The sequence below is a fragment of the Corynebacterium sp. Marseille-P8863 genome (genome assembly GCF_946902955.1).
Lineage (GTDB): Bacteria > Actinomycetota > Actinomycetes > Mycobacteriales > Mycobacteriaceae > Corynebacterium > Corynebacterium gottingense.
In genome coordinates, this window is the sequence record NZ_CAMPQC010000004.1 from 24,264 (window position 1) to 51,220 (window position 26,957).

Consider the following 26,957-nt stretch of genomic DNA (forward strand, 5'->3'; position numbering starts at 1 on the left):
TCGAGGCTGCTGCGAGACTGGCTTCAATACAATCTAAGGCACAAATAAGCTAGCAACAACAGTCCTCCCGCGACCTGCATCGCGGGGGTAAAGCCGCTGCGCCTAGACTTTGAGGCAATACTGCGGCGACAGAGCGATGCAGAGCGATCACAGTGCGACGAGGAAGGACGGTTAAGCGCATGGGAGCATTCGACTGGTTCTGGAAGGCCATGGGCTCAACATCTGAGCGCAACAACAAGAAATCCAAGGGCATCGTTGCCGGCGCCCACGAGCTGATCCCGAGCATTGAGCAGCTTGACGACGCCGCGCTGGCCGCCGCCATCCGAGACACCGTCTCCGGCGGCGCGATCAAGGACAAGCAGCGCTTCCTTGCCATCCTGTCGGTCGCCTCCAAACGCACGCTCGGCTTGCTGCCGTTCGACGTGCAGAACCAGGCGGTCCTGCGTCTGCTCGAGGGCGACGTCATCCAGATGGCCACCGGTGAGGGCAAGACGCTTGTCGGCGCGATGGCGGCCACGGGGTTCGGGCTGACCGGCAAGCGCGTCCACGTCATCACCGTGAACAATTACCTGGCGGACCGCGATGCGGAATGGATGCGCCCGCTCGTCGAATTCTTCGGCCTGCGCGTCGCCTCCGTGACGGAGAACAGCTCCCGCGAGGAGCGCACCGCCGCCTACCGCAGCGACATCGTCTACGCGCCCGTTACTGAAATCGGCTTCGACCACCTGCGGGACAACCAGATCACCTCGCGCGCTCAGACCGTCCAGGCCCCGGCGGACGTCGCCCTGGTCGACGAGGCGGACAGCGTGCTTGTCGACGAAGCCCTCGTCCCCCTCGTCCTCGCCGGCTCCGAAGGAGCGACCCAGACCACCGGGCGCATCACCGAGGCCGTCTCCCACTTGCGCGAGGGCAAGGACTACGCGATCGACGCCGAGGGGCGCAACGTCTTCCTCACCGACGAAGGCGCCGAGCACGTGGAACGCCTGCTGGGCATCGACTCGCTCTACGGCGACGGGCAGATTGGCGACACCCTCGTGCGCGTCAACCTCGCCCTGCACGCGAAGGCGCTGCTGATCCGCGACGTCCACTACATCGTGGAGGACGGCAAGGTCGCGCTTGTCGACGCCTCCCGCGGCCGCGTCGCCGAACTGCAGCGCTGGCCGGACGGCCTGCAGGCGGCCGTGGAAGCCAAGGAAGGCCTCACCGTCTCTGAGGGCGGCCGGATCCTGGACTCCATTACGCTCCAAGCGCTGATGCGCCGCTACCCAACCGTGTGCGGAATGACCGGCACCGCGGTCGAAGCCACCGACCAGCTCCGCTCGTTCTACGACCTCCACGTCGCTGTGATTGACCGGGCCAACGAGCTGCAGCGCTTCGACGAGGCGGACCGCATCTACGCCACGATGGAGGAGAAGAACAAGGCCATCGTCGACGAGGTTGCGCACCTGAACTCGACCCGCCAGCCGGTGCTCGTGGGCACCCACGATGTCGCAGAATCCGAGGCGCTCGCCGAGGCGCTGGAGGCCCGCGGCGTGTCCGTGAACGTGCTCAACGCGAAAAACGACGCAGAGGAGGCCCGCATCATCGCAGAGGCGGGCGACCTCGGCCGCGTGACCGTCTCGACGCAGATGGCTGGCCGCGGCACCGACATCCGCCTCGGCGGTGCGGACGAGGCGGATCACGACAAGGTCGCGGCGCTCGGGGGCCTGGCGGTCATCGGTACAGCGCGCCACCGCTCCGCGCGCCTGGACAACCAGCTCCGCGGGCGCGCAGGCCGCCAGGGCGACCCGGGCCTGAGCCTGTTCTTCGTCTCGCTGGAGGATGACGTCGTGTCCACGGGCGGCGCGGACGAACAGGTCACCGCCCACCCGGACGAGACCGGCCGGATCGAATCCAACCGCATTCAGCAGTTTGTCGAGCACTGTCAGCGCGTCACCGAAGGCCAACTGCTGGAGATCCACTCCCAGACCTGGAAGTACAACAAGCTGCTCGCCGACCACCGCGACATCCTTGACCAGCGCCGCGCGGCCCTCCTGGACACCGATACCGCGTGGCGCGAGCTCGCCGAGCGTAGCCCGCAGCGCGCCGCGGAGCTGGAGCACCTGCCGCAGGAGGTCCGGGAGCAGGCGGCCCGCGACATCATGCTCTACCACCTCGACACCGAGTGGTCGGAGTACCTCGGGCTCATGGACGACGTGCGCGAGTCCATCCACCTGCGCGCCATCGCCCGAGAAACCCCGATCACCGAGTACCACCGCATCGCCGTCCGTGAGTTCAAGGAGCTGGCCAACCGGGCCGTCGACCAGGCAGTCGACACGTTCGAGCAGGTGCCTATCGACGCCAACGGCGCCCACCTCGCCGACGCAGGCTGGAAGCGGCCCAGCGCCACCTGGACTTACATGGTCTCGGATAACCCGCTGGCCGGGTCGGGCAACAGCGTGATCTCCGGCATCGGCAATATTTTCCGGTAGGCGAGAGGTGGGGAAATCCTGTGGAGTGGTGGCAAACACCCCCGCGGGAGCCTCGAGCCGGTAGTATGACAGGCAGCTAACTGAAAACCTCGACATTGGTGCGCCTCGCTGGCCCGTGCACGCGGGGCGCGCCGATTTCACACATAGTCAGGAGTAAGTGATGAGCGATAACACCGGTAACCCGCAGAACCAGGTGGAAACGACGTCGGTGTTCCGTGCGGACCTGCTGAAGGAGATGGAGTCTGGCGCGTCCGCCTCCAAGGACGGCATCACCGGCGCGGAAAACCTCCCCGAGGGCGCGGCACTGCTGGTAGTTAAGCGCGGCCCGAACGCCGGCGCTCGCTTCCTGCTGGACCAGGACTCGACCACCGCGGGCCGCCACCCGGAGGCAGACATCTTCCTCGATGACGTCACCGTGTCCCGCCGCCACGCAGAGTTCCGCCGCACCGAGGACTCCTTCGAGGTCGTCGATGTGGGATCGCTCAACGGCACCTACGTCAACCGCGAGCCGCGCAACTCCCAGAAGCTGTCCACGGGCGACGAGATCCAGATCGGCAAGTTCCGCCTCGTCTTTATCGCGGACGAGAAGTAGACTCACTCCGACCCGAGCCCCCACGTACCCGCGCCCCTGACAACGGGGCGCTCTTTACGCAACGAAAGATCCACCACCAGTGAGCGCACTCCGCAAAACTTCCCCGCTGAAGCCGACGGGCACGACCCAGCAGGCGAAAACCATGTCGATCGGCGTGGTCCTTGAACGCCTCCGCGAGGAGTTCCCGGACGTGACCGTCTCCAAGATTCGCTACCTGGAGTCCGAGGGGCTCATCACCCCGCAGCGCACCGCGTCCGGCTACCGCCGCTTCACCGACGCGGACGTGGAGCGCCTCCGCTACATCCTGGTCACCCAGCGCGACAACTACCTGCCGCTGAAGGTGATCCGCGAGCAGCTCGAGGCGATGGATTCGGGCGAGGTCGCCGCCCTGATGGCGCCCGACGCGGAAAGCGGCGCGCCGATGGTGTCGCCGGAGAACTTCCGGGCGCCCGCATCCACCAAGCTCACCGATACCGACGTGGCCGCGCAGGCCGAGACCGACGCGGCGACGGTCGCTGAGCTGACCAAAGCCGGGCTGATTAGCCCGGACGCGGCCGGCCACTACACGGCCGACGACGTCCAGGTGGTCTCGACCGCGCTCTCCCTCGGCGAGTTCGGCGTGGACATCCGCCACCTGAAGACGCTGCGCACCGCCGCAGCGCGCCAGGTCGACCTCATCGCCCGCGTCGCGGAGCCGATTGCGAAGTCCGGCAAGGACACCGCGCAGCAGCAGGCCGAGGAGACCGGTCAGCAGATGTCCGCGCTCGTCGTTTCGCTGCACGCGTCGCTGGTGAAGAATCAGCTCCGTCACCGACTGGGCCACTAGCGCTTCACGACGCCACCGCCCCCGCCCGCCTCCATCCAGGTGCGCAGCGGGGGCGTTCCTGTGCGCTACCCAATTTCGGGGGGAGGGGCGTGGTTCGGCCCGCGTGCGGTCGCGGAATCCGCACGCCACGCGCCTGCTGTGGCTGGTGGGGCGCATGTGGTTGGTGGGGCGAGGAGAGTCTCAACGTGAAGTTGAGGGTTAGAGTTCGGCGTGTTGCGCGTGCAAAGGTTGACCGAAAGCCTATGCTTGGCATTTAATAAAGCACATAGGCACTACGCCAAACTTCATGGGAGTAATTACGTGACTACACACAACGGACACGGCACCACCGGCGACGCCCCCATTCAGGAATCGCTCTTTGACATCGGGCCATCGGACGAGGTGGGCTACCGCGTGCCCATCGCCTGCCAGGTTGCCGGCATCACGTACCGCCAGCTCGACTACTGGGCGCGCACCGAGCTCGTCCGCCCGTCAATCCGCGGCGCAAAGGGCTCCGGCTCCCAGCGCCTTTACTCGTTCAAGGACGTGCTGGTGCTGAAGATTGTGAAGCGCCTGCTGGACACCGGCATCTCGCTGCAGAACATCCGCCTCGCGGTGGAGAAGCTGCGCGACCGCGGTGTGAACGACATTGCGGAGATCACCCTGGTCTCGGACGGCGCAACGGTCTACGAATGCCGCAGCAACGAGGAGATCATCGACCTTCTCGGCGGAGGCCAGGGCGTGTTCGGCATCGCCGTGCCGCAGATTATGAAGGAGCTTTCGGGCACCATCTCCGCGTTCCCGTCGGAGCGCGTGATCACCGAGGATGACGCACCGGTCGCAGAGGTCACCGGGATCGACGAGCTCGCCGCGCGCCGTCGCCGCAAGTCCTCCTAGCAGGTTCTGCTTCACTCCCACTATCGCGCCCCGCACTGACCGGGGCGCGATTTTTTACGCCCGAGGGCGTCCCCCGCGTCTACTTCACGCCGGCGGCCGACTTCACAGCGTCGATAAGCCCCTCGGCACCATCGACGTGCTGGTCGGATGATGCGACATTGCGCAGCCCCTGGTCCTGCGGCTCGCCGCCGACGTGCACCACCGTGACGTCGACGCCCTGGTCCGTAAACGGTTTGACCGCGTTGGCAAATTCCTCGTCGTTTCCGGCGTCAGCGGTGCCGGTGGTCAGCACGACGATCCGCACTGGCTCGCCCCACTGCGCAGCGGCGCCCGCCGCGGCGAGGACCGCCTCGCGGGTCTGCGGAACGCCGCCGGTGAGGAAGCGGTGCACCGCCTGGTCGACGTCGCCCGCGTTGCCCGTCAAAGCGACGTTGTCGCGGTACCCGCGGGTTACGCCCGGGTTGAGCGGCGAGGAGTAGTTCCACAGGCCGACCATCTTCCCCCGCTCGCCGACCGCACCTGCTGCTGCGCCGACCGCGTCCTTCGCCGGCTCGATGTACGGTGCCATGCCATCCGACGTGTCGAGCAGGAACAGCGTGTTCTCCACCGGGCTGGCCGCGGAATCGGACTCCGGGGCGTCGTCCTTCGCGCTCGCCTTTGCGTCGCTGCCCGCGGCGCCGGCGCCGTCGTTTGCGGTGCCGTCGGTAAGCGCGGCCCCACCCGCGGGGAGCGCCGCGGCCCAGACCATCTCCGCGATCACGGGCTGCTGCGGGTCCTGCCCATCGAACTTGTCGGCCGAGAAGCGCGCCAAGTCCTGGCCCGCCCGCGACTGGTCCTCGGTCACGTCGCCGGCCGCGTTGAGCGGGATCGCCGCGTAGGACACGGCGGCATCGATCGGGGTGAACGTGAGGCCCTCGGGGACGGCGTCCTCGGACGTCGCGAGGAAAGTGTCGTCAGCACCGTCGAAGCCGTCGAGCGAGTCGACACGCTGATCAGTCAGCGCCTTCACCGCCGCCTGGTCGTCGCCCTTCGCCAGCGTCCCGGCGACGACGGCTGACGCCGACGGCTCGTCGCTCGCTGCGAAGCGCACCTTGTCCAATCCGACCTGGTCAAGCTTCGCCTCGGCCTTTCCGGACAGGCCGACCGGCTGGTTGGCCACGATCGCCGGCTCCGACACGGCAGCGGTGCGCTTCGCGTTCGCCAGCTGCTGCTGCGTGACCGGCGTGTTCGGCGCGAGGTAGACCGCCGCATCCGCAACGTTGTCCACCAGCTGCGGCTTGACGCAGTGGTCACGGACCACGGGCGCGCTCTCCTGGTAAGTCTTCATCAGCTGCTCGGCGACCGCGTGGTCCGACGCCGCGACCGGGAGCGTGACGTCGCCGGCGACGCACTCGCCGCCGCCCTGCGCCTCGTCGGCGTCGGTACCGCGACCGAAGATGAACCACAGCAGCCCGGCGATGAGCAGCAGGACCACGAGCAGCGCGATCAGCGCCTCGCCGGACAGCCTGTAGTTGTTCTTACCGTTGGAATGCCGTGCCATGTATACCGCCTTGTCAGCCGAGTCTGCTTGGATGCGCAGCGCGCAGGTAGCGCCTTGCCGCAATCTTATCCGTGCTGCACGCGTTCTAAGAGCGCGACAAGCCGATGGCGCAGCGGCGCGGCGTCTTCCGCCAATTTCCGCTGCCGGCGGACGTACTCCGCCTTGCCTTCAGCTGTCTCGATCGGCACGACTCCAAACCCGAGCTCGCGGCAGTCGTACGGCGAGGCCTCCATGTCCAGCCTCCGCGCCTCGCGCGCGAGCGCGAACGTGTCCAGCAACAGCTCGCCGGGGACGAGCGGGCCGAGCTTGGTCGCCCACTTGTACAGGTCCATCGCCACGTGCACGCAGCCTGCCTGGTCGTTCGCCGCCTGCCCCTCGCGCGTGAGCACGGTCAGGTTCAGCGGGCGCGCCGGCGGCGTGAAAAATCGGTACGCGTCAAAGTGCGTGCACTTGAGCTGATGCGCCTCAACCACAGCATCGGTCCCGGCGCGCCCCAGTCGCAGCGGCAACGCGTGGCGCGGGGTGTCCGTTCGGTAGACCATTGCCCATTCGTGCAGGCCGAAGCAGTCAAAGTGCGCGGGACGCTTCTCGACGCCCCCGAGCACCCGCCCAACCGCCTCCGCGTCCCTCCCGCGGTGGGCAACAAACGCCTCGACGTCCACGCCAACCGTGCCATCAGCGTTGACGCGGTAATCGCGCCAGGTCGCGTGGGGGAGGGCGGTGGCGTCGGCAAGCGTGCGCCCCACGCCCGGGTGCCACCGGCGCAGGTGGGCGGGGCGGAGCGGGTAGTACTCGAAGAGGAAGTCCCACACCGGGTGCGCGACGCCGTGCGTGCGGCGCTCCAGGTGCGGGGTGATCCACCGGTCCGCGCGGGCCTCGTGCGCCGCGATGAGCGCTTCGTACTCGCGCGGCTGGAGCACCTCCGGGCTACTCGTCCTCATGCGTCCAGTCTGCGACGGTGCCCACGTACTCCTCGATGAGGTCCTCGAGCGCCAGCACGCCGACCAGCTCGCCGTTGTCCCGGACCTGTGCCATGTGGGCGGAGCGCCGGTGGAGGGAGGTGAGGGCGTCGTCAAGCGTCTGCGCACCGTCGACGATGGAGAGGGGGCGGATGCGCTTCTTGGGCACCAAGGGATCGGCGTCGTCGGACTCCATGAGGTCCAAGATGTCCTTGACGTGGATGTAGCCGACCAGCACGCCCGGCTCCGTCTGGACGGGGAAGCGGGAGTACCCCGTATCGCGCACCGCTTCCTCCACGGCGGAGAGGCGGATGCCGGACGGCTGCAGCGTGATGGTCTTCAGATCCGGCAGGCGGATCATCACTTCCTTCAGGTTGCGGGTCTCGGAACGCAGGGCCTTGGCCAGGCGGGCGGTCTCCTCGGCGTCGAGCAGGCCCTCCTCGCGCGACTCCTGGATCATGTTGGCGAGCTGCTCCTGGTCGACCGTGGAATCCAGCTCGTCGCGCTGCACGATGCCGAACGCCGCAAGCGTCTTGCGGGCGATCCAGTTGAGCAGCTCAATGACCGGGCGCGTGAGCTTGATCCACACCGTCATCGCGCCGGTGAGCCACATCGCCGTGGTTTCGGGGCCGGCGATAGCGATGTTTTTTGGCACCATCTCTCCAAGCAGGATGTGCAGGTAGGAGATGATCACCAGCGCGATGGCGAAGCTCACCGGGTGCAGCAGGTTCTCGGGCAGGTTGAGCGCCAGGAACGGCACCTCGATGTAGTGCGCGATCGCCGGCTCGGCGACCTTACCCAACACCAGCGAGGCGATCGTGATGCCGAACTGCGCGCCCGCCAGGTAGATCGACAGGTGCTCGGTGGCGTCGAGCACGCCCTTTGCGTCCTTCCTTCCCTGGGCGAGTAAGTTTTCAAGGCGGTCGCGGCGCGACGACACCAGCGCAAACTCGGCGCCGACAAAGAACGCGTTGGCCGCGAGGAGGAAAATGATCAGCAGAATTGCGACCCAAATGCTCATCGACGCTCACCTCCAGCAACTTCCTCAGCCTGCGCGGGGGAGACGGGGCTGAGCAGCACCCGGTCCACGCGGCGGTCATCCATGGCGGACACGCGCCCGACCCACGTTCCGGCGCCGCCGGATTCGAACCCCTCCTGGAAGTTCTCCGCGGCGTTGGGCAGCACGACCTTGTCGCCCAGCTTGGGGATCCGCCCCAGCACGGACATGATCAGGCCGCCGAGGGTTTCGTACGGGCCTTCCGGCGCGGTGTAGCCGGTGGTGGCGGTGACGTCGTCAAGCCTCACGAGCCCCGAAACCTCCCACGAGGTGCCGATGCGCTGGAAGTCGCGCTCCTGCTCCTTGTCGTCGTACTCGTCGTAGACCTCGCCGAGGATCTCCTCCACGACGTCCTCGATGGTGACCAAGCCCTGCGTGCCGCCGAACTCGTCGGCGACGAGAACGACCTGCGACCCGGCCTGGCGGACCCGGTTGAGCACCGAATCGCCGTCGAGCGTGCCCGGCACGAACGGCACCTCGCGGGCGAGGGAAGCCAGCTTCGTGGTTGCGCGGTCGGCCTTGTCCACCGAGAACGCGTCTTTGATGTGCACCACGCCGATGGTGTCGTCCAGGTCGCCGCGGCGCACCGGGAAGCGCGAGTGGCCGGACTGGCGCGCCAAGGCGATGAGGTCGGCAACGGTGTCGTCGGCATCGAGCGCGTCGATGGTGGAGCGCGGCGTCATGACCTCCTCGGCGGTGGTGTCGCCGAACTGCAGCGAGCGGTCGATCACCGCGGCGGTCTCGGCGTCCAGGCCGCCCGCCTCGGCTGAGCTGCGCACCATCGCGGTCAGCTCCTGGCCGGAGCGCGCCGACGCAAGCTCATCGGCAGGCTCCATACCGAGCTTGCGCACGACGAAGTTCGCCGACCTGTTCAGGAAATTGATGAAGCCACGGAAAAAACGGTTGAACGCGTTGACCGGCGGGACCACGAACCGGGCGGTGCCCAGCGGGTTGGTGATCGCGATATTCTTGGGCACAAGCTCACCGAACACCATGGACAGCAGCGTCGCGACGATCAGCGCGAGCACCATCGCCACGACGCCGGATGCGTCCTTGTCCAAGCCCACCAGCTCAAGCAGCGGGGCGAAGTACTTGCCCAGCACCGGCTCCGCGAGGAAGCCGGATGCAAGGGTGGTGAGCGTGATGCCGAGCTGTGCGCCCGAGAGCGCGAACGAGAGGTTGGCGTGGTCGCGCGCGACGGCTTTGGCGCGCTTGTCACCTTTTTCCCTCACGTGTGCGTCGACCGCCGAGCGCTCCAGCCCGGTCATGGCGAACTCGATCGCCACGAACAGGCCCGTTGAGGCGGTGAGCAGTATGAAACCCGCAAGGGAGAGGATGGATATGAGTATGTCCATTATGGTTGCGCGTTAGCGCCCGTGACTCCTTCGTGTTCGATTCCCGCGCCGCTTGTTGCGGCCGGAGGGCTTCGCTTGACGACGCCCACGCGCAGGTTGTCCCGGCGGCGGCAGGGGAGCGCCCTCCGGCTTGCGTGCACCCGTGATCTTAACTAACGCTTCAGACATCGGGGTGACGCGGACCTCGCGCGCGTCGACACCCGCCTTCTTGAGCAACTTTTCCACTTCCTGGCGCTGGTCGTCCATGACGAGCGTGACGACGGTGCCGGACGTGCCCGCGCGGGCGGTGCGCCCGGCGCGGTGCAGGTACGCCTTGTGCTCGGCGGGCGGGTCGACGTGGACGACGAGCGAGACGTCGTTGATGTCGATGCCGCGCGCCGCGATGTCTGTGGCCACGAGCACGGGCGTGGAACCGTCGCCGAAGCCCTCGATCGCCCGCGTGCGCGCGCCCTGGCCCTTGTCGCCGTGCAGGCCCTGCGCGTTGATGCCGACGCGGCGCAGCTTCTTCACCTGGCGGTCCACGCCGTGCTTCGTGCGCATGAACATGATCGTTTTGCCGTCGCGAGCGGCGATCTGGAGGACGATCTCGTTGCGCTCCTCGCGGCCGCCGACGAGCAGCCGGACGTGCTCCATCGTGTCCACCGCCGCCTCGACGGGCGCGGTCGAGTGCGTCACCGGGTCGTGCATGTAGCGGGCCACGAGCTTCTCGACGTCCCCGTCAAGCGTCGCCGAGAACAGCAGCCGCTGCCCGTTCTCGGGCGTGCGGTCGAGCAGCTTGCGTACCTGGGGGAGGAAGCCCATGTCGGCCATCTGGTCGGCCTCGTCGAGCGCTGTGATTTCCACCGCGTCGAGGGAGAGCTTCTTCTGGCCGATGAGGTCCTGCGCGCGCCCCGGCGTGGCCACGAGCAGGTCGACGGGGGCGGCAAGCGCGCGGATGTGCTTGTTCACGTTGACGCCGCCCACGACTTCGAGGATGCGGAGGCCGAGAGCTGCGGCGGCGTCGTCAAGCCTTTCGCGGATCTGCGCGGCGAGCTCTCGGGTGGGCGCGAGCACGAGGCCGCGTGGATGGCCCGGGCGGCTGGGAGCGCCGGCGAGGCGGGCGAGGATGGGCAGGCCGAACGTGAATGTTTTGCCGGATCCGGTGGGGCCGCGGCCGAGGACATCGCGGCCGGCGAGCGCGTCCGGGATCGCCGCCTCCTGGATGGGGAACGGGTGCTCGATGCCCTGGCGTGTGAGCACTGTGACCACGGGTTGTGGCAGGCCGAGTTCGGCGAAAGTTGTGGGAGACGGTGTCGACGATGTCATTGCGACCACTTTAGCGCGCGAAAACCCCAAACCCTATTAGACGCACGCGGCGGGCCTGCGGTTCCCTCCGCGTCAGGTTTTGGAAGACTTCTCACACTTTGCCGTTTACGCTGGTCAGCGCGTTGTGGTGCGGCTATGCTCTGGGGCATGACGCTTATCGACGCCCTCATCCACCACGACCGCAACGGCATTGCCATCATCGCCGATGCGGCGGAGTCGAGCGTCGACGCGCTGGTCGACCGCGGGATGGAGCGCGATCGCGCCGAACAACTGATGGGCGCGGCCGAGGTCTACTTCGGGCAGGTGCGCAACCGCCGGGCGCAGGACGCGTGCGTCGCGGCGGCGCGCGAAAATCAGCACCGGTTGGAGACGCTGGCGTTTATTGCGCGGTCGTCGAGAAGCTTGGAGACAGACGCGGACCGGTGGAAATACCGCACCAAGTTGTGCGAAACGCGCGGCGACCTCCGCGCGATCACACGGCGGGCCAGGGCGTTGAAGAAGGAACTGCAGCCGGCGCGGCCGCGGGAGCCGAAGGCGACCATTACGTTCCACGACCAGGGCTGGTCCACCATGCACCTCACCGCGCGCACCAGCGACGTGCTGCCGCTGTTTGAGGCGGCGAAGGGCGACCCGGCGGGCTGGGCGAAGGGCGGAGGCGCGACCGCGGCCCCCGCGGCGGCGTTGACCACGGTGCTCAACATGGACATCGGCGACTTTGCGCAGTGGCGCAAGCACCCCGAGCGCACCGACGAGATCGAGGTGCAGCTCACCAACGGCGAATGGCTCACCGGCGCGGAGCTGATCAACCGGAAGCTGCGGGAGTCTGGGTACATCGCGTTGATCTCGCCAACCGACGGGCCGATCAACCTCTACGGCACCACGCTGCGCCACGCGTCCCGCGAGATGCGCCTCCTCATGAGCGCGGATGCGCCCACCTGCGCGTGGAAAGACTGCAACCAGCCCGCGGACTTCTCGGAGGCGCACCACATCCACGAGTGGTCGAAAGGCGGGACGACGACGATTGACAATCTCTGCTGGTTGTGCACGTACCACAATCGGCAAAACGGCCGCCCGCACCGCGGCCGGATGGAGCGCGTCGACGGGCAGATCGTATGGAAAAGCCCCGGAGGCTACGTCACGCCCCGGGGCAGAAACCACGGCGATCCGTGGGTGCGCGCAAAACGGTTGGCCACCACAGCGGCTACCGGCCCGCCCGTTAACTAGGTTTTGCTTACGCGTCGATTTCTTCGCGGCTTCCCGACCACGTGGTGTGGTAGGTGCCGTCCATGTCGACGCGCTTGTAGGTGTGCGCGCCGAAGAAGTCGCGCTGGCCCTGGATCAGCGCTGCCGGGAGGCGGTTCGAGCGCAGCGAGTCGTAGTACGACAGCGACGACGCGAACACCGGCACCGGCAGGCCGAGTTGGGTGGCGGTGATGACGACGCGGCGCCAGGCGTCGATAAGCCCGCCCTCGAGCTCCTGCTTGAAGTACGGGTCGAGCAGCAGGGAGGGCAGCTTGGGGTCGTTCTCGTAGGCCTCGGTGATGCGGTTGAGGAACTTCGCGCGGATGATGCAGCCGCCGCGCCAGATGCGCGCGAGCGCGCCCGGCTCGAGATCCCAGCCGTACTCCTGCGAGCCAGCATTGATCTCGTCGAAGCCCTGCGCGTACGCGACGAGCTTGGAGGCGTAGAGCGCGCGGCGCACGTCCTCGACGAAGGCGTCCTTGTCCACGCCGAGGTCATCGAGCGTGGTCACCTCGCCAGCGGGCAGCCCGATGCGCTGGGCGGCCTCGCGCTGGGCAATTGCCGACGACAACGCGCGCGCAAACACCGCCTCCCCGATCCCCGTGACCGGCACACCGAGGTCGAGCGCCTCCTTGACGGTCCAGCGGCCGGTGCCCTTTTGGCCGGCGGCGTCCAGGATGACGTCGATGAACGGCTTGCCCGTCTTCGCGTCGGTCTGACGCAGCACCTCGGCGGTGATCTCGATGAGGTAGGAGTCCAGGTCGCCCTCGTTCCAGGTGCTGAAGATGTCCGCGAGCTCGGCGGGCGTGAGGCCGGCGCCGTAGCGGAGGAGATGGTAGGCCTCGCCGATCACCTGCATGTCGGCGTACTCGATGCCGTTGTGGACCATCTTGACAAAGTGGCCGGCGCCGTCGGGGCCGATGTGGGTGACGCACGGGGAGCCGTCGACCTTCGCGGAAATGTCCTCGAGCAGGGGACCGAGCGTCTCCCAGGATTCCTTCGGGCCGCCGGGCATAATCGACGGGCCGCGCAGCGCTCCCTCCTCGCCGCCGGAGATGCCGGCGCCGACGAAGTGGCGGCCGCGCGCGGCGACCTCCTTCTCGCGGCGGATCGTGTCGGTGAACAGAGAGTTGCCGCCATCGATAATGATGTCTCCGTCATCCATCGCGGTTGCGAGCTGGTCGATCACCGCATCGGTCGCGGCGCCAGCCTGGACCATGATGATGGCCTTGCGCGGGCGCTCGAGGGAAGCCACGAAATCTTCGATGGTCTCCGAGGGGACGAAATTCCCTTCGGCGCCGTGCTCAGCCATGACGGCGCGCGTCTTTTCCGGCGAGCGGTTATAGATGGCCACCGTGTGGCCCTTGGAGGCAAAGTTGCGGGCGAGGTTGGAGCCCATGACGGCCATGCCAACGACGCCGATCTGGGCGAGTCCGGTAGCGGGGGATGCATCAGTCATGCGCCCGATTCTACGCGCCGCGTACGGGCGGGCGGTAGAGTGTGCACATGGAGACGCACGACTACCGCAGCCGCTTTGCCCGAGAGCCGCTGGTCGAGCCGCTGAGCGCGGACGAGCTGCGCGACCTCAACGCGCACGACATCGGGTTCGGCCCGCACATCGGGCTTGTCATCACCGCGTGTTCGGCGGAGCGCACCGAGGGCTACGTCGAAGTGGGGCCGCAGCACTTGCAGCTCACGGGTGTGGTGAATGGGGGCGTGTATGCGTCGATAGGCGAAACGATCGGCTCGATGGCAGCGATCGCGGCGGCGGGCCGCCCGGCGCTAGGGATGAGTAACTACACCGACCTGCTGGGCGGCGTTTCCGGCGGGCGGATCGAAGCGGTCGCGCGCCCGGTGCACACCGGCAAGCGCACGCACCTGTGGCGCGTGGAGCAGCGCAACGGCGACACGCTGGTTGCGGTGACGAACCTCAAGCTCATGCTTGTCGACGCCACGTAACACCTACAGCCAGTTATTTCGCCTAAACCACCAGTACATGATGGCCATCGACGCAAACATGACGATGAGCACGACCGGATAGCCGTACGCCCAGCTCAGCTCGGGCATGTTCTCAAAGTTCATGCCGTAGATGCCGGCGATCATGGTCGGGGCGGCGGCCATACCGACGACGGCGGAGATGGTGCGCATGTCGCTGTTTTGCTGCATGCTGACTTTGGCCACGGAGGCGTCGAGAAGCGACGAGAGGCGCTCGTCGAAGCCGAAGAGGTGGTCGCTGGCGATGGTCGCGTTGTCGACGACGTCGCGGAAGTACGAACGCAGCGTCTTGCGGAGCAAGTCCTTGTGACTGACAAGGCTGTTTTTCAGCGCCGGCGCGAGCGGGTCAATGGCGTGCCGCATCTCCAAAACCTCACGCTTGTACATGTAAATCTTGTCGATGTTGATGTCGCGCCGCGGAGTGAACACCTCGTTTTCCAGGTCGTCGACGTCGATGCTCAGCGCCTGGGCGACGCGCAGGTGGTTGTCCACCGCGTAGTCGGAGACCTTCCACGCCACGGCCGCGGGGCCGAGGATGGCAAGCTCCTCGTCCTCCTCCAGCTGGCCGGTCAGGTCGGGGAGGGGCGCATTGTGGCGAATCGTGATGGCGAAATTGGGGCCGACCACGATCTGTACCTCGCCGGTGGAAATAATCTCGCGGGCGTCGGAGACCTCTTCGTCGTCGCGGTAATAGACGGTGCGGATGACCAGGAAGAGTTGGTCGTCGTAGCGCTCCACCTTGGGGCGCTGGTGGGCGTCGATGACATCGTCGACGATGAGGTCGTGCAGGTCGAAGAGCTCCGCGATGCGCTCCATCTGCGTCGTCGTCGGCTCCTTGAGCGACAGCCACACGAAGGCGTTGTCATGCTGGTTGACGTGCTCGAGCGCCTGCGCCACCCGCGCGTTGCCGGGCTGGCGCTTGCCGTCGACGAAGATGCGGCAGAAATCAATCGAGCGTTCTATCGGCACCGGGACGTGTTGAGCAACTGGTGCGAAGTTCTTCTTCGGCCGTTGACGTGGAAGTGGAATCCGAGGCGGCATAGCAGCCTCCCTTCGTGTGACGAACCGGCCGGGCCGGTTGCAACGGGCAGATCGTGGCTTGGCCGAAGCGAAGCCCTTAAAAAATACTACGCCCTCCGCGCGAGCGCGAACTCGCGGCGGAGGGGAAGACGTGGCGTCGATAAGCGACGAGCCCGGGGCGCTAGTGAACCTCGAGGCCGCGCGAGCGGAAGATGTCGCGGATGTGCTCGACGTGCTCGGGCGACGGCGGAGTGACGTCGTCGAGCTCGTACGGCATACCGATCTTCTTCCACTTGTCGGCGCCCATGTTGTGGAAGGGGAGGACCTCGACGCGCTCGACGTTGTTGGTCCAGCGGGCGACGATGTCGGCGACGTTGTTCACGTTCTCCTCGGAGTCGGTGTAGCCGGGCACGACAACGAAGCGAATCCAGACGCGCTTGCCCTTCTCACTGAGGCGGTCGCCGAAGTCGATGGTGGGCTGCAGCTGGCGCTTGGTCACGCGCTGGTACGTCTCCTCGTCGCCGGACTTCACGTCGAGGAGGAACAGGTCGATGTTGTCCAGGTCCTCGTCGCGCAGACGCGCGCCCAGGTAGCCGGAGGTGTCGATCGTGGTGTGGATGCCCGCGGAGTGCACCATCTTCAGCAGGCGGCGCGTGAACGCGATCTGGAACAGCGGCTCGCCGCCGGAGAGGGTGAGGCCGCCGCCGGTGGCGTCGAAGATGCGCTTGTAGCGCTTCACGCGGTTCGCCACAGACTCGACGGATTCGAGGGTGCCTTCCTTCATCTCCATCGTGTCGGGGTTGTGGCAGTACAGGCAGCGCAGGGGGCAGCCGGACAGGAAGATGGTCATGCGGGTGCCGGGGCCGTCGACGGCGGTGACGAGCTCCCACGAGTGGACGAGCCCGATGTCGCCGGTGCGCCGCGCCTCGAGCAGCTCGGGTCGGGTGATTTCCATGTCGGCGTCGGCGGTGCCGCCAAGGCCCGCGGCGACGCCTCTGATGCGTTCGCCCTGCTGGGGTTCGAGTGTGACTACGCCGGTTGTGCCATCTTGCGCCATGGCTGGCCTCCTGTGCTGTGTGCTTATCGACGCGCCCCACCGCCCACCCCGAAGGGCGAGTCAGTGGGGCGCTACGTCCTGGTTACGCCGCTGGTTATGCGCCGCGGTGGAAGGTGCGCGAGATCACGTCGCGCTGCTGCTCCTTGGTGAGCTTGACAAAGTTCACCGCGTAGCCGGACACGCGAACCGTCAGGTTCGGGTAGTTCTCCGGGTGCTCCATTGCGTCCTCGAGGGTGTTCTGGTCCAGCACGTTGATGTTGGCGTGGTACAGACCGGAGTTCATGTTGTTGGCCTCGCGGGAGGACTTCATGGAAGCCATACGGTCTTCGAAGGTGTGGGTAGACATTGTGGTGTGCTCCTTTTCGGGGAAGTGGTGATTAGTGGGGTATTGAGTTGTCCGTTGCCGGTCGGCCGGTGGGCCGACCGGGCGGGCCCGGGTTTATGCCGGGTGGATCTCTGCGTCCGCGTTGTCCATGATGAAGCCCGCGTCGAGGACGCCGACCAGGTTCTTGACCTGCTCGTCCTTGTTACGGCCGAGGCCGGACGGGGTGATCGTGTTGGTCAGCGAGATGCCGTCCAGCGCGTCGTTGTAGTCGAGCTTACCCACGGACAGCATGGAGGCGACCATGCCGTGGTTGTCGGCGCCGTTCTCCGGGTTTGCGCCCGGTGCGAACGGAGTGCCGGCCTTGTGCCCGGACGGGAACGCACCGGTGGCCTTGCCGTAGACCACGTTGGAAGTGATGGTCAGGACGGACTGGGTCGGGATCGCGTCGCGGTACATCGGGATCTCTTTGATCTTCTGCATCACGGTGTGGACCACGGTGGCGGCGATGTCGTCAGCGCGGTCGTCGTCGTTGCCGTAGAACGGGAACTCGCCCTCGGTCTTGTAGTCGACGACCAGGCCGGATTCGTCGCGAATCGGCGTGACCTTCGCGTACTTGATGGCGGACAGCGAGTCGGCGACGATGGACAGGCCGGCGATGCCGCAGCCCATGGTGCGAACGATGTCGGAGTCGTGCAGCGCCATCTCGACGGCCTCGTACGCGTACTTGTCGTGGCAGTAGTGGATGATGTTCAGGGCCTCGACGTAGGTGCCGACAACCCAATCCAGCATCTCCTCGTACTTCTGCCAGACCTCGTCAAAGTCCAGCGGGCCGTCGCCGGTGATCGGGGTGTGGCCCTCGGTGACCTGCTTGCCGGTGACCTCGTCGCGGCCGCCGTTGATGGCGTACAGGAGGGACTTCGCCGCGTTGACGCGGGCGCCGAAGAACTGCATCTGCTTGCCCACCGGCATCGGGGAGACGCAGCATGCGATGGCGGCGTCGTCGCCCCACTGGTCACGAATCTGCTTGTCAGACTCGTACTGGATGGAGGAGGTCTCGATGGAGATGGCGGAGCAGAACTCCTTGTAGCCCTCCGGAAGCGCCGGGTCCCAGAAGATGGTGATGTTCGGCTCCGGTGCCGGGCCCAGGTTGCGCAGGGTCTGCAGGAGGCGGAACGAGGTCTTGGTGACCTGGTGGCGGCCGTCGGAGGAGAAGCCAGCGTCGGACCAGGTTGCCCAGTACGGGTCGCCGGAGAAGATCTGGTCGTAGTCCTCGGTGCGCAGGAAGCGGACGATGCGGAGCTTGAGCACCAGGGCGTCAATAATCTCCTGTGCGTCTTCCTCGGTCAGCGTGCCGTTGGCCAGGTCGCGCTCGAAGTAGATGTCGAAGAAGGGGGAGAGGCGGCCGATGGACATTGCGGCACCGTCCTGGCTCTTCACGGAGGCGAGGTAGCCGAAGTAGGTCCACTGCACGGCCTCGTGAGCGTTGGTCGCCGGGCCGGAGATGTCGAAGCCGTAGTCGGCTGCCATCTTCTTGAGCTTCTTCAGCGCCTTGATCTGCTCAGCGTGCTCCTCGCGGTAGCGTGCCCAGTGCTCGGAGAAGCCCTTGTCCAGGGAAGCGTCCTTGGCGGCGAGCTTGTCCTCGATGAGCTTGTCCACGCCGTAGAGGGCGACGCGGCGGTAGTCACCGATGATGCGGCCGCGGCCGTATGCGTCGGGCAGGCCGGTGACAATGTGGGAGGAGCGGGCCGCGCGGATGCGCGGGGTGTAGATGTCAAAGACAGCGTCGTTGTGGGTCTTGCGGTAGGAGGTGAAGATCTTCTTCACGTCCGGGTTGACCTCTTTGCCGGCCTCCTTGATGGCCTGCTCGACCATGCGCCAGCCACCGTTCGGCATCATCGCGCGCTTGGTCGGGACGTCGGTCTGCAGGCCGACGATCACGTTGTCGTCTTCAGAGATGTAGCCGGCCGGGAAGGCGTCGATGTCTGCCGGGGTCTCGGTGTCAACGTCGAAGACGCGACGCTCGCGCTCGACGGAGAGGTACTTCTTGTCCAGCGTGTCCCAAACGCGGAGGGTCTTTTCCGTCGGGCCGGCGAGGAACGATGCATCGCCGTCGAAGGGGGTGTAGTTGCGCTGGACGAAATCGCGAACATTGATCTCGTCGGTCCACGGGCCTTCGGCAAAGCCGTCCCATGCGGTGTTCTGCGATGCAGCAGTTGTAGCAGTCACTTTGAAAAACGATCCTTCTAGTCTCGAGGGTTTTCCACGATGGGGACGCGCTAGCACTTTCCCAGGTTCCCGTTCAACATCTGCCACCGGAAGTCGTTCCGGCCGATGATTTGAAGCGCTACCATCGTTGTGTCCCAATTATAAGGTGAGACCATTGCGAACCCGCTACTTTCAACCGTGTGACCTTGGCCACCGGGGGTGAATTACCCCCGCCGACACAGCAAAAGGCCCGGTCGTGTGGACCGGGCCTCGAATCGCGGGTGTAGGCGGGGGTACGCTACTGCACCCGACGGGGGGAGTGCTTAGTTTTCGCCGTTGGTATCGCGAACCTCTTCAAAGGTGTCCTCAGCGCCGTCGACGTTGGCGCGCAGCTTGTCCAGCGCGTTGCGGCCGTGCTGCTGCTGCAGCGTGGTGGCGAGGTTGTAGCGATTCGGGGTGAGCGCGTTGTTGGTCCAGGTGTACATGGACACCAGGCGGTTGCGCACGCCGACGAGGAAGGAGACGTGAACTGCCAGCCACATCATCCAGCCGAGGAAGCCTGCGACCTCGACCTTGCCCATCTTCACCACGGCGTTGTAGCGGGAGACGATCGCCATAGAGCCCTTGTCAAAGTACTCGAACTCGTCGCGGGCGGACGGCGCAACGTCGTGCTCGACCTGCTCCTTGATGATCCGACCGACGTACTCGCCGGACTGGATCGCCACCTGAGCAACGCCGGGGAGGCGGTTGCGGTTCATCATGTCGCCGATGATGAACAGGTTGTCCTTGTCGCCCACGGTGAGGTCCGCGTTGACCGGAACCTTGCCGTTGCGCTCTGCCTCGACGCCGACCTGCTCGGCGATCTGCTTGCCCAGCGGGGACGCCTGCACGCCTGCGGACCAGATCTTGGTCGCCGCGCGCAGCGTCGTCTCCTCGCCGGAATTGGTGTCCTTGTAGGTGACGCTGCCGGCATCCACGTTGGAAACCAGGGCGTTGAGGACGACGGTGACGCCCTTGCGCTCCAGCTCGCGCTGCGCCTTCTTGCCCAGGCGCTTCCCAAATGGCGGGAGGACCTGCGGCATGCCGTCGATAAGCACGATCTTTGCTTGCGACGGAACGAAGTTCTTGAACTGGCCCTTGAAGGAGCGGTGGGCCATCTCGGCCACCTGGCCAGCCAGCTCGACGCCGGTCGGGCCTGCGCCGACGATGACGAAGGTGAGCAGCTCGTTGCGCTCTTCCTCGGTCTCGGCGAGCTCTGCGCGCTCGAAGGCGGAGACGAGGCGGGCACGGATTTCGAGGGCGTTGTCCACGGTCTTCAGGCCGGGAGCGAACTCGGCGAACTGGTCGTTGCCAAAGTAGGACTGGCCGGCGCCCGCGGCGACGACGAGGGAGTCGTACGCGTAGGTGCGGGTGAACGCGCCCTCGTTGGCGGTAACGGTCTGGCCCTCAACGTTGACGTCGGTGACGTCGCCACGTACGACGCTCACGTTGTCCTGGCCCGCGAGGATCTGGCGGACCGAGGTGGCAATCTCACCGCTGGAAAGCAGGCCGGTTGCCACCTGGTAGAGCAGCGGGGCGAAGAGGTGGTAGTTCGTGCGGTTGATCAGCGTAATGTCCACGTCCGCATCCGCGAGCTCGCGGGCGGCGAACAGGCCACCGAAACCAGCGCCAATAATGACGACGTGGTGGCGGTTGCCTGCGGGACGGTACGGCGCTTCTGTCATAGGTAAGACTCCTTGTACCTAATTTAAAGACAAGTCTGGAAATTTCCCCTGCACATACTACGCCGAATTCCCTGAAGCTCCACAGGCGGGTGCCGACGTGGCATCGCCGGGATCCGGCGCGCACCCGCTACCATCAGCCGAGTGACCTCCCCACACGACATGAACGCGTCCAGCGTCCCCGAGCATTTGGCAATTATCGACGCCACCGCGTGGCCAAGCGTGGCCGCAGTCCCCGGAGGGCGACTCGGTAGGTGGCGGGCCGGGCGGGCGGAGGCGCGTTTTGCGGCGGCGTGCGCCAACGCCGGCATCCGCGTTGACGGCGATGCCCCGGACGTCGTGGTGGATTACGCGGAGGTGTTCCAGCGCGTCGCCGCCAACGGCTGGGTCGGGCTGGCTGAGGGGTACTTGGCCGGGGAGTGGCACACGCCGGACTCTGAGCGGCTCGTGCAGGTGCTGCGCAAGCTCGTCCAGTCCGGCTACGTGCCGTCCACGCTGCGCGTCGCGCCGGCGAGGTCGCACGAGAGCGGGGAAGTGCCGCCCAGCCTGATTCAGCACTACGCGGGCGACGGCGTGAGCCCGTTCCAGGGCCACTTCGCCACCGGCGTGCCGACGCGGGAGCGGGTGCGCGTGAAGTCGTACGCGCGTGGCGCAGGGCATGGCAACGAGCCTGCGCGACACTTCGTGGACGTGACCGAGATCGCCGCGCCCCAGGACGAGGGGACGACCCGCTCGGATTTGGCGGACGCGCAGGCGCGATCCGTAGCAATGCTCCTGCAGGCGGCTGGTGTGCGCGACCGGTCCCGCGTGCTGGAGTATCCGGCGTCCGGACCCGCGGTCACGCTGGCGGCCGGGGACAAGGTCGAGTGCGTGACCAATTCGCCGGAGTCCGCGGACGCGCTGCGCGAGCAGCTCACGTTCGCGGGCGTACCGGGTCAGGTCAGGGTCAAGCGGCTCGGGCGCGGGTACGACGCGGCGGTGTCGCTCGAGCACCTCGAGACGCTGAGCGACGACGACAAAGCCGAGTTTCTCACGCAGCTCGGGTCTGCGGTTGCGCCGGGTGGCAAGGTGGCGATCCAGACGATCGTGGCAGGGCCGGAGATGAATAAGGCGGCGCGGGCGGCGTTGGCTTCGCTGAGGGCGTACGTGTGGCCGGGCCTGAGCTACGCATCCACGGAGACGTTGGCGCGGATTGTGGACCGCAAGACCGGGCTGCGCATCATCGCGGAGACGCACGCGCCTCAGCACCTGGCGACGTCGCTGGGATTGCAGCGAGCCACCTTTGATTCGCACCTGCGTGACGCGGCCGCGGACGGGTTCGATCCGGTGTACCGGCGACTGTGGGTGTGGCAGCTCGCGCTGCGTCAGGCGCTCGCGGAGCTGCGGATGATTGATCTCACGCAACTGACGCTCACGGCGCGGAACCGGCGGGGGCGGCGGTAGATTGAGGGGCGTGGTGGCGTCGACAAGCGTGGGCCCGCGCGTTAGTTGACATAATGTACATTATCGGACAAATACGCATATATATTACGTCAAGTGACGTAATATAGGACGGCTACTGGTGCATGTTGAGGCGGATGTTGACCTCGCCCTGCTCGTCAATCTTGGCCGCCACGAACTCCGGCGACTCGACGCCGTAATCCGCCCGGTTGATCGGGACATCGCCCGCGACGATCAGCGACGAGCCGGAGCGCGCGACGTCGAACTCGTGCGTCACCGTGTTTGTCTCGCCGTGGATGGTCATCTCGCCGGTGAGCTCCACCTTGGCCACGGAGCCGTCATCCGGCACCTGGGATACGTCCGCCGGCTCCGTGACGCGGAACGTCGCCTCCGGGAACTGGTCCGTGTGTAGGATCTTGCGGCGGACGTTGGAATCGCGGACGTCGCTATCGCTCGTCAGGTTGGTCATGTCGACGGTGATCTCGCCGGCGGTGAGCGTGCCGGCCTCAATATCCGCCGAGCCGCTCACGCCCTCCGTTGAGCCCGAGGTGACCTTCTCTTGGCCCGGGAGGATCTCAAAGAACGTAAAGCCCGCCGACGAGCCGTTTGGGCCCGGGCGAGACGAGACTTCCCAGTGTCCGTCGAGAGGCGTATCGGCGGCCTTGAGGCGCGACTCATCAATGCCTTCGGTCTTCACGCCGTTTCCAAACAGCCCCCCGAGCGCGAGCGGGACGAACGCGACCGCAAGCAGAATGACCACGATGATCGACCCGGCGACGATGAGCAGCGTCCGCCTGCGCTTCAGTGCGGCCTCGTCGAAACTTTTGCCAGCTTCAGTGCCGTTGTGCATACCTGTTACCTTAACCTCTCGATGCTGTGGGACAGATTCACCATTTCGTCACATAAGTGACGTAATTCCTCCGGGGTTGCGCCCTCGCTTGCCGCGGTCTGGACGTCCTCCGCCGCGCACCGCAGCTGATATAGCTGATCGCGCAGGTCAGCAACCTTTTTCGGCGAGAGAATGACCGCGTCCGCCGGGATCTGGGTGCCGGAGAGCGAGTGCCGCTGCTCGTACGCGCGCTGCTTGCACGAGGCGTTACAGAACTTCCTCCGGCGGCCCCTACCCTGCTGCTCGGGCATCTGCCCTCCGCACCAGGCGCAAGTGGGCGCCTGCTTTCCTTCGCTAGCCACACGGCAAGCCTAATACACGCGCCGCGCCAAACCCCATCCGCGGGAACAATGCGGGCAGGTTGACCGTTATACTGTATCGACTGGGAATGCTTGCAATGGCTTGCAGTGACTCGCAATGAAGGGATTGATACAGCATGGCTGATCGTGTGCTCCGTGGAAGCCGCATGGGTGCAGTGAGCTACGAAACCGACAGGGACCACGACCTGGCCCCGCGTCAGATGGCAAAGTACCGTACCCCCGACGGGGAGGTTTTTGAGGTCCCCTTCGCTGATGATGCGGAGATCCCCGAGGAGTGGATGTGCAAGAACGGCCAGCTCGGCACCCTGATTGAGGGTGAGGGCGTGGAGTCCAAGCCGGCCAAGCCACCGCGCACCCACTGGGACATGCTGCGGGAGCGCCGCAGCATCGAGGAGCTTGACGTCCTGCTCGAGGAGCGCCTCGAGCACCTGCGCAAGCGCCGCCGCGCCGCCGCGCGACTGGCAAAGGAGCAGCAGGGCGAGAAGTAAGCCCCGAACATACGCAACGGCCCGGCACAGTGAGTCCACTGTGGTCCGGGCCGTTGGTCGTTGGTGCTTAGCGCTGCTTCTTGGTCGCCTCGTAGCGCACGAGACCGAGGCCCTCGCTGATCATCTCAGTCGCCTGGCTCACTATGTCGGTGACCTTGCCCGGCACCTTGCGCAGGGGGCTGTTGCTCAGCTCGTAGTTGCCCAGCTTCGCGCCCTCGGCGATCATGTTGACCACCTGCTCCGGCAGCTGGTCGGCCTTCGCGCCGAGGCGGGAGAGCTTCGAGTTATCAAGCTCGTACTGAAGCAGCTTGCCGCCCTCCGTGGCCATCTCGCTGACCTTCCAGGACTTCTCCTTCACGCCCCACTTCGTTACCTCGATGAGGGACTGGCCGGCAAAGCTAGCGTCCAGCTTGGACTCGCCCAGCGTGCGGTCCTCAAAAGTGATGGGCACCTCGCGCACGTCGAAGCCGGCATCGATGACCTTGTGCGCCAGGTCCACCTGGAAGATGTAGCCCTTGTTGGACAGCGCGTCCAGGTCGATGGCCTCGAGGACCTCGCGGCGGAACGCGCGGTAGCCGGCGGTCATATCGGCGACGTCGTCACCGAGCGCCAGCGAGATGTACTGGTTGCCCAGCTTGGACAGCAGGTAGCGCTGGCGGGGCCAGTTCTTCGCCTCGCCGCCCTCGACGTAGCGGGAGCCGATCACCAGGTCGCCGCCGCGCTCAATCGCGGTGAGCAGGCGCGGAAGCTCCTCCGGTTTGTGGGAGCCGTCCGCGTCCATCTGGCACAGCACGGCGTAGTCACGCTCCAAGCCCCAGCGGAAGCCGGCGCGGTAGGCGGCGAGCAGGCCCTCCTTGCCGGCGCGGTGCAGGACGTGGACCTCATCGTGCTTCGCCGCCAGCTCATCAGCCTTGTCGCCGGTGCCGTCCGGAGAGTTATCGTCCACGATCAGTAGGTCGACCTCCGGGTTCGCCGTCAGTACGCGCTCCGTAATCAGCGGGATGTTCTCCAGCTCGTTGTAGGTGGGGATGATCACCAGCGTTGCGTTCGCCATGGGCGATTGACTCCTTTTGCAGATACGTCTTGTTGGGTATTCGTTTCGGTTCGCGGAAGTGGGTGCGGGCCTGTGGTAGGGCCGCGTGGGCGTCGCTAAGCCATACGCTCCTTCTCCGCGGGACTCTTAGCAGCATACTCGCGCTTGGGGCGCGCCACGGCACCGAGCGCGACCGCGGCACCGCCGAGTACTAACATCCACTCTAGCCACTGGCCGAACCGCACGGCTGGGGTGATGGAGTCCTTGAGCGGGAGCTCCTCCTGCAGGTGCGCGGCCTGGAAAATCTCGCTTTGTTGGGAGACGGAACCGTCTGGGTGCACGATCGCAGAGACCCCGGAGGTCGCGGCGACGACCACGGCGCGGTCGGTCTCGATCGCGCGCATGCGGCTCATGGCCAGCTGCTGGTAGGTCATGTCGGTGAAGCCGAAGGTCGCGTTGTTCGTCGGGGTGGCCAGCAGCTGCGCGCCGTTGCGCACCGCCATGCGGTAAGCCGGATCCTCCGCGACCTCGTAGCACGTGGCCACGCCGACGACCGTCGTTCCCATCCGGACCACGCCCGGGCCATCGCCGGGCTTGAAGTCCCCGGCCAGATCCACCATGTCGGAAAAGTTGCGGAAGAAGTCGCGCATGGGCATGTACTCGCCAAACGGCTGGAGGAAGCGCTTGTTGTGCCGCTCGCCCACCGAGCCGTCCGGGTTGATGACCACCATGGTGTTGCGCTCCCCGACCTGGTCGCGCGTGAGCGTGCCCACTAGGACGGGGACGCCGACGGCCGCAGCGGCCTCCTTGACCAGCGCGCCCGCTTCCGGGTCCGTAAACGGGTTGACGTCCGAGGCGTTCTCCGGCCAGATCACCAGGTCAAGCGGCTGGCCTTGATCCTTCGCGTCCTGCGCCAGCCGCTTGGTCTCCTCCACGTGATTGCTCAGCACCGCGCGGCGCTGCGCGTTGAAATCCAGCCCAAGCCGCGGGACGTTGCCCTGCACTGTCGCCGCGCGGGCCGTCCCAACCTCGTGGGCGGGCGTGTTGACCGCAGCCGACGCCGCCAGCCCCAAGACCAACGGCGCCACGACCGCGACCCCGCCCGCAGCGCGTGCGCGCCCGCGTGCGACCACCAGCGCCGCCAGCCCTGCGCCGGCGAGCACCACCGACAGCGTCACGAGCGCAGGCCCGCCGAAGTGCGCGAGGTTGCCAAGCGGACCGCCGATCTGCCCCCAAGCGAGCCGCACCCAGGCGAACCCACCGAACGGGAACGAGGAGCGACAGAACTCCACGGCTACGTAGACCAGCGCGAATGCGGCGAAGCCGTAGCGCCAGCGGGCAACGAGCGTGCCGAAGGCGCCGGTGGCCAGCGCGTACAGCGCAAGGAAGACGGAGAGCGCCACGTACGGCATTGCGCCCACGAACTCACCGATCCACGGCAGCAGCAGGAGGTAGCACACCAGCGCCTGGACCAGGCCGAGACCAGCGCCCGTCCACACCCCTGGCCGCGCGCTCCCCCACGGCGCGAGCGCGCCAAAGAGCAGCGTCATCGCGAGGACGCCCGCCCACCAGAGCCCGTGCGGCTCGTAGGACAAGTACGCCAGCGCGCCCGCCCCCGCAGCCAGCAGCAGTCGCAGCACTCCCCGCACCTACTTGTCCTTTCCGCCGTCGGGCTCTTTGCTTGTCGACGCCCCTCCGTCCCCGTCGCCACGATCATCCTTCGGGCCTTCGGCGCGGAACATGGCCTCGAGCTCGTCGGCATCAATGACGTCGTGCTCCGTGTCCTGCTCGTGCGCCTGGTGGCGGCCTGCCTGCCGGCCGGTGCCGAAGTTGCCGTAGCTGGTCTGGAATTGCGACAGCGGCGAGGTGTTGTACACGCGGACACCGAAGTTTTCCATGCTCCGGATCGTCCGCGTTCTGATGAAGCGGCGCAGGAACCCGCGGGTGGGGCCGAAGACGAGCAGGAACCCGAGCAGGGAGCTGACGAAGCCGGGAATGATGCACAGCAGCCATCCCGTCATCAACAGGGCGGAGTCCCCCGCTACCCTGCCGAGCGACGAGCGCCCCTCGGCGGCGTTCACCAGCGTGCCCCGCAGCGCGAGGCTGGCGAGCGCACCACCGAGAAACATCAGCGCGAAGATGGCGAGCAGTGCCCAGCCGACGCCGATGAGCTTGGCAACGCCGAAGAACGCGAGTGCCTCAATGAGAAAGTAGGCGAAAATAAACAGCGGCATGCGGCCA

General features: G+C 66.5%; 24 protein-coding genes. 8 read left to right on the plus strand and 16 right to left on the minus strand.

Annotated elements, in window-relative coordinates; genetic code table 11:
- Nucleotides 1-179 precede the first annotated feature (179 nt).
- From secA2 to OVO38_RS04080, 4 genes are all read left to right on the plus strand, one after another.
- A complete protein-coding gene (gene secA2, locus OVO38_RS04065) occupies nt 180-2,471 on the plus strand; it encodes an accessory Sec system translocase SecA2 (RefSeq protein WP_095536559.1) in 2,292 nt (763 codons plus the stop codon).
- Nucleotides 2,472-2,631: 160 nt separating this feature from the next.
- Nucleotides 2,632-3,063, plus strand: coding sequence for an oxoglutarate dehydrogenase inhibitor Odhl (gene odhI, locus OVO38_RS04070; protein ID WP_095536120.1), 432 nt, complete (start codon nt 2,632-2,634; stop codon nt 3,061-3,063).
- 79 nt (nt 3,064-3,142) lie between these two features.
- Entirely contained in the window at nt 3,143-3,889 is a 747-nt protein-coding gene (locus OVO38_RS04075) for a MerR family transcriptional regulator (RefSeq protein WP_323746820.1), read from the plus strand.
- Between the two features lie 300 nt (nt 3,890-4,189).
- Nucleotides 4,190-4,765 (plus strand): MerR family transcriptional regulator, encoded by a 576-nt coding sequence (locus OVO38_RS04080; protein WP_095536121.1) that lies wholly within the window; start codon nt 4,190-4,192, stop codon nt 4,763-4,765.
- Between the two features lie 79 nt (nt 4,766-4,844).
- Here the strand turns inward: OVO38_RS04080 and OVO38_RS04085 are convergent, their stop codons facing one another.
- The 5 genes from OVO38_RS04085 to OVO38_RS04105 all read right to left on the minus strand — a co-directional run bounded on the left by OVO38_RS04085 (nt 4,845) and on the right by OVO38_RS04105 (nt 10,981).
- A complete protein-coding gene (locus tag OVO38_RS04085) occupies nt 4,845-6,305 on the minus strand; it encodes a VWA domain-containing protein (RefSeq protein ID WP_267207815.1) in 1,461 nt (486 codons plus the stop codon).
- Nucleotides 6,306-6,370: 65 nt separating this feature from the next.
- Nucleotides 6,371-7,246 (minus strand): 3-methyladenine DNA glycosylase, encoded by an 876-nt coding sequence (locus OVO38_RS04090; RefSeq protein ID WP_095553684.1) that lies wholly within the window; start codon nt 7,244-7,246, stop codon nt 6,371-6,373.
- The gene (locus tag OVO38_RS04095) at nt 7,233-8,285 is read right to left on the minus strand and encodes a hemolysin family protein (RefSeq protein ID WP_095547064.1); all 1,053 of its coding nucleotides are present in this window, start codon (nt 8,283-8,285) and stop codon (nt 7,233-7,235) included. The genes OVO38_RS04090 and OVO38_RS04095 overlap by 14 nt, the downstream gene beginning before the upstream one ends.
- The gene (locus OVO38_RS04100; protein WP_267207816.1) at nt 8,282-9,676 is read right to left on the minus strand and encodes a hemolysin family protein; all 1,395 of its coding nucleotides are present in this window, start codon (nt 9,674-9,676) and stop codon (nt 8,282-8,284) included. Before OVO38_RS04100 ends, OVO38_RS04095 begins: the two co-directional genes overlap by 4 nt.
- Before the next feature lie 12 nt (nt 9,677-9,688).
- On the minus strand, nt 9,689-10,981 hold the full coding sequence (locus OVO38_RS04105; RefSeq protein WP_095553687.1) for a DEAD/DEAH box helicase: 1,293 nt from the start codon (nt 10,979-10,981) through the stop codon (nt 9,689-9,691).
- 147 nt (nt 10,982-11,128) lie between these two features.
- Here OVO38_RS04105 and OVO38_RS04110 point away from each other — a divergent pair, with 147 nt between their 5' ends.
- Entirely contained in the window at nt 11,129-12,205 is a 1,077-nt protein-coding gene (locus OVO38_RS04110; protein WP_267207817.1) for an HNH endonuclease signature motif containing protein, read from the plus strand.
- Nucleotides 12,206-12,212: 7 nt separating this feature from the next.
- Here the strand turns inward: OVO38_RS04110 and gndA are convergent, their stop codons facing one another.
- A complete protein-coding gene (gene gndA, locus OVO38_RS04115) occupies nt 12,213-13,682 on the minus strand; it encodes an NADP-dependent phosphogluconate dehydrogenase (RefSeq protein WP_095276670.1) in 1,470 nt (489 codons plus the stop codon).
- Nucleotides 13,683-13,729: 47 nt separating this feature from the next.
- Between gndA and OVO38_RS04120 the strand changes: the two genes are divergently transcribed.
- Nucleotides 13,730-14,182 (plus strand): PaaI family thioesterase, encoded by a 453-nt coding sequence (locus OVO38_RS04120; RefSeq protein WP_267207818.1) that lies wholly within the window; start codon nt 13,730-13,732, stop codon nt 14,180-14,182.
- Between the two features lie 3 nt (nt 14,183-14,185).
- Here OVO38_RS04120 and OVO38_RS04125 read toward each other — a convergent pair whose 3' ends face one another.
- The 5 genes from OVO38_RS04125 to OVO38_RS04145 all read right to left on the minus strand — a co-directional run bounded on the left by OVO38_RS04125 (nt 14,186) and on the right by OVO38_RS04145 (nt 20,549).
- Nucleotides 14,186-15,259: a magnesium and cobalt transport protein CorA gene (locus OVO38_RS04125; protein ID WP_095536569.1), complete on the minus strand. Its 1,074-nt coding sequence runs from the start codon at nt 15,257-15,259 to the stop codon at nt 14,186-14,188.
- A gap of 160 nt (nt 15,260-15,419) precedes the next feature.
- On the minus strand, nt 15,420-16,295 hold the full coding sequence (pflA, locus tag OVO38_RS04130; RefSeq protein WP_095276661.1) for a pyruvate formate-lyase-activating protein: 876 nt from the start codon (nt 16,293-16,295) through the stop codon (nt 15,420-15,422).
- A gap of 94 nt (nt 16,296-16,389) precedes the next feature.
- Nucleotides 16,390-16,641, minus strand: coding sequence for an autonomous glycyl radical cofactor GrcA2 (grcA2, locus tag OVO38_RS04135; RefSeq protein ID WP_144716995.1), 252 nt, complete (start codon nt 16,639-16,641; stop codon nt 16,390-16,392).
- Nucleotides 16,642-16,734: 93 nt separating this feature from the next.
- Nucleotides 16,735-18,846, minus strand: coding sequence for a formate C-acetyltransferase (gene pflB / locus OVO38_RS04140; RefSeq protein WP_144716994.1), 2,112 nt, complete (start codon nt 18,844-18,846; stop codon nt 16,735-16,737).
- 302 nt (nt 18,847-19,148) lie between these two features.
- The gene (locus OVO38_RS04145) at nt 19,149-20,549 is read right to left on the minus strand and encodes an NAD(P)/FAD-dependent oxidoreductase (protein ID WP_095536131.1); all 1,401 of its coding nucleotides are present in this window, start codon (nt 20,547-20,549) and stop codon (nt 19,149-19,151) included.
- 141 nt (nt 20,550-20,690) lie between these two features.
- On the opposite strand from OVO38_RS04145, the gene OVO38_RS04150 reads away from it, so the two are divergent.
- Entirely contained in the window at nt 20,691-21,989 is a 1,299-nt protein-coding gene (locus OVO38_RS04150) for an SAM-dependent methyltransferase (protein ID WP_267207819.1), read from the plus strand.
- Between the two features lie 112 nt (nt 21,990-22,101).
- On the opposite strand, the gene OVO38_RS04155 is transcribed toward OVO38_RS04150, so the two are convergent.
- The gene (locus tag OVO38_RS04155; protein ID WP_095548205.1) at nt 22,102-22,836 is read right to left on the minus strand and encodes a YceI family protein; all 735 of its coding nucleotides are present in this window, start codon (nt 22,834-22,836) and stop codon (nt 22,102-22,104) included.
- 5 nt (nt 22,837-22,841) lie between these two features.
- Nucleotides 22,842-23,177: a hypothetical protein gene (locus tag OVO38_RS04160; RefSeq protein WP_267207820.1), complete on the minus strand. Its 336-nt coding sequence runs from the start codon at nt 23,175-23,177 to the stop codon at nt 22,842-22,844.
- A gap of 134 nt (nt 23,178-23,311) precedes the next feature.
- On the opposite strand from OVO38_RS04160, the gene OVO38_RS04165 reads away from it, so the two are divergent.
- Entirely contained in the window at nt 23,312-23,683 is a 372-nt protein-coding gene (locus OVO38_RS04165; RefSeq protein ID WP_095276641.1) for an RNA polymerase-binding protein RbpA, read from the plus strand.
- A 67-nt stretch (nt 23,684-23,750) separates the two neighbouring features.
- Here the strand turns inward: OVO38_RS04165 and OVO38_RS04170 are convergent, their stop codons facing one another.
- From OVO38_RS04170 to OVO38_RS04180, 3 genes are all read right to left on the minus strand, one after another.
- Entirely contained in the window at nt 23,751-24,737 is a 987-nt protein-coding gene (locus tag OVO38_RS04170; protein ID WP_267207821.1) for a polyprenol monophosphomannose synthase, read from the minus strand.
- Between the two features lie 95 nt (nt 24,738-24,832).
- On the minus strand, nt 24,833-26,365 hold the full coding sequence (gene lnt / locus OVO38_RS04175) for an apolipoprotein N-acyltransferase (protein WP_267207822.1): 1,533 nt from the start codon (nt 26,363-26,365) through the stop codon (nt 24,833-24,835).
- The gene (locus OVO38_RS04180) at nt 26,366-26,950 is read right to left on the minus strand and encodes an FxsA family protein (RefSeq protein WP_267207823.1); all 585 of its coding nucleotides are present in this window, start codon (nt 26,948-26,950) and stop codon (nt 26,366-26,368) included.
- Nucleotides 26,951-26,957 lie beyond the last annotated feature (7 nt).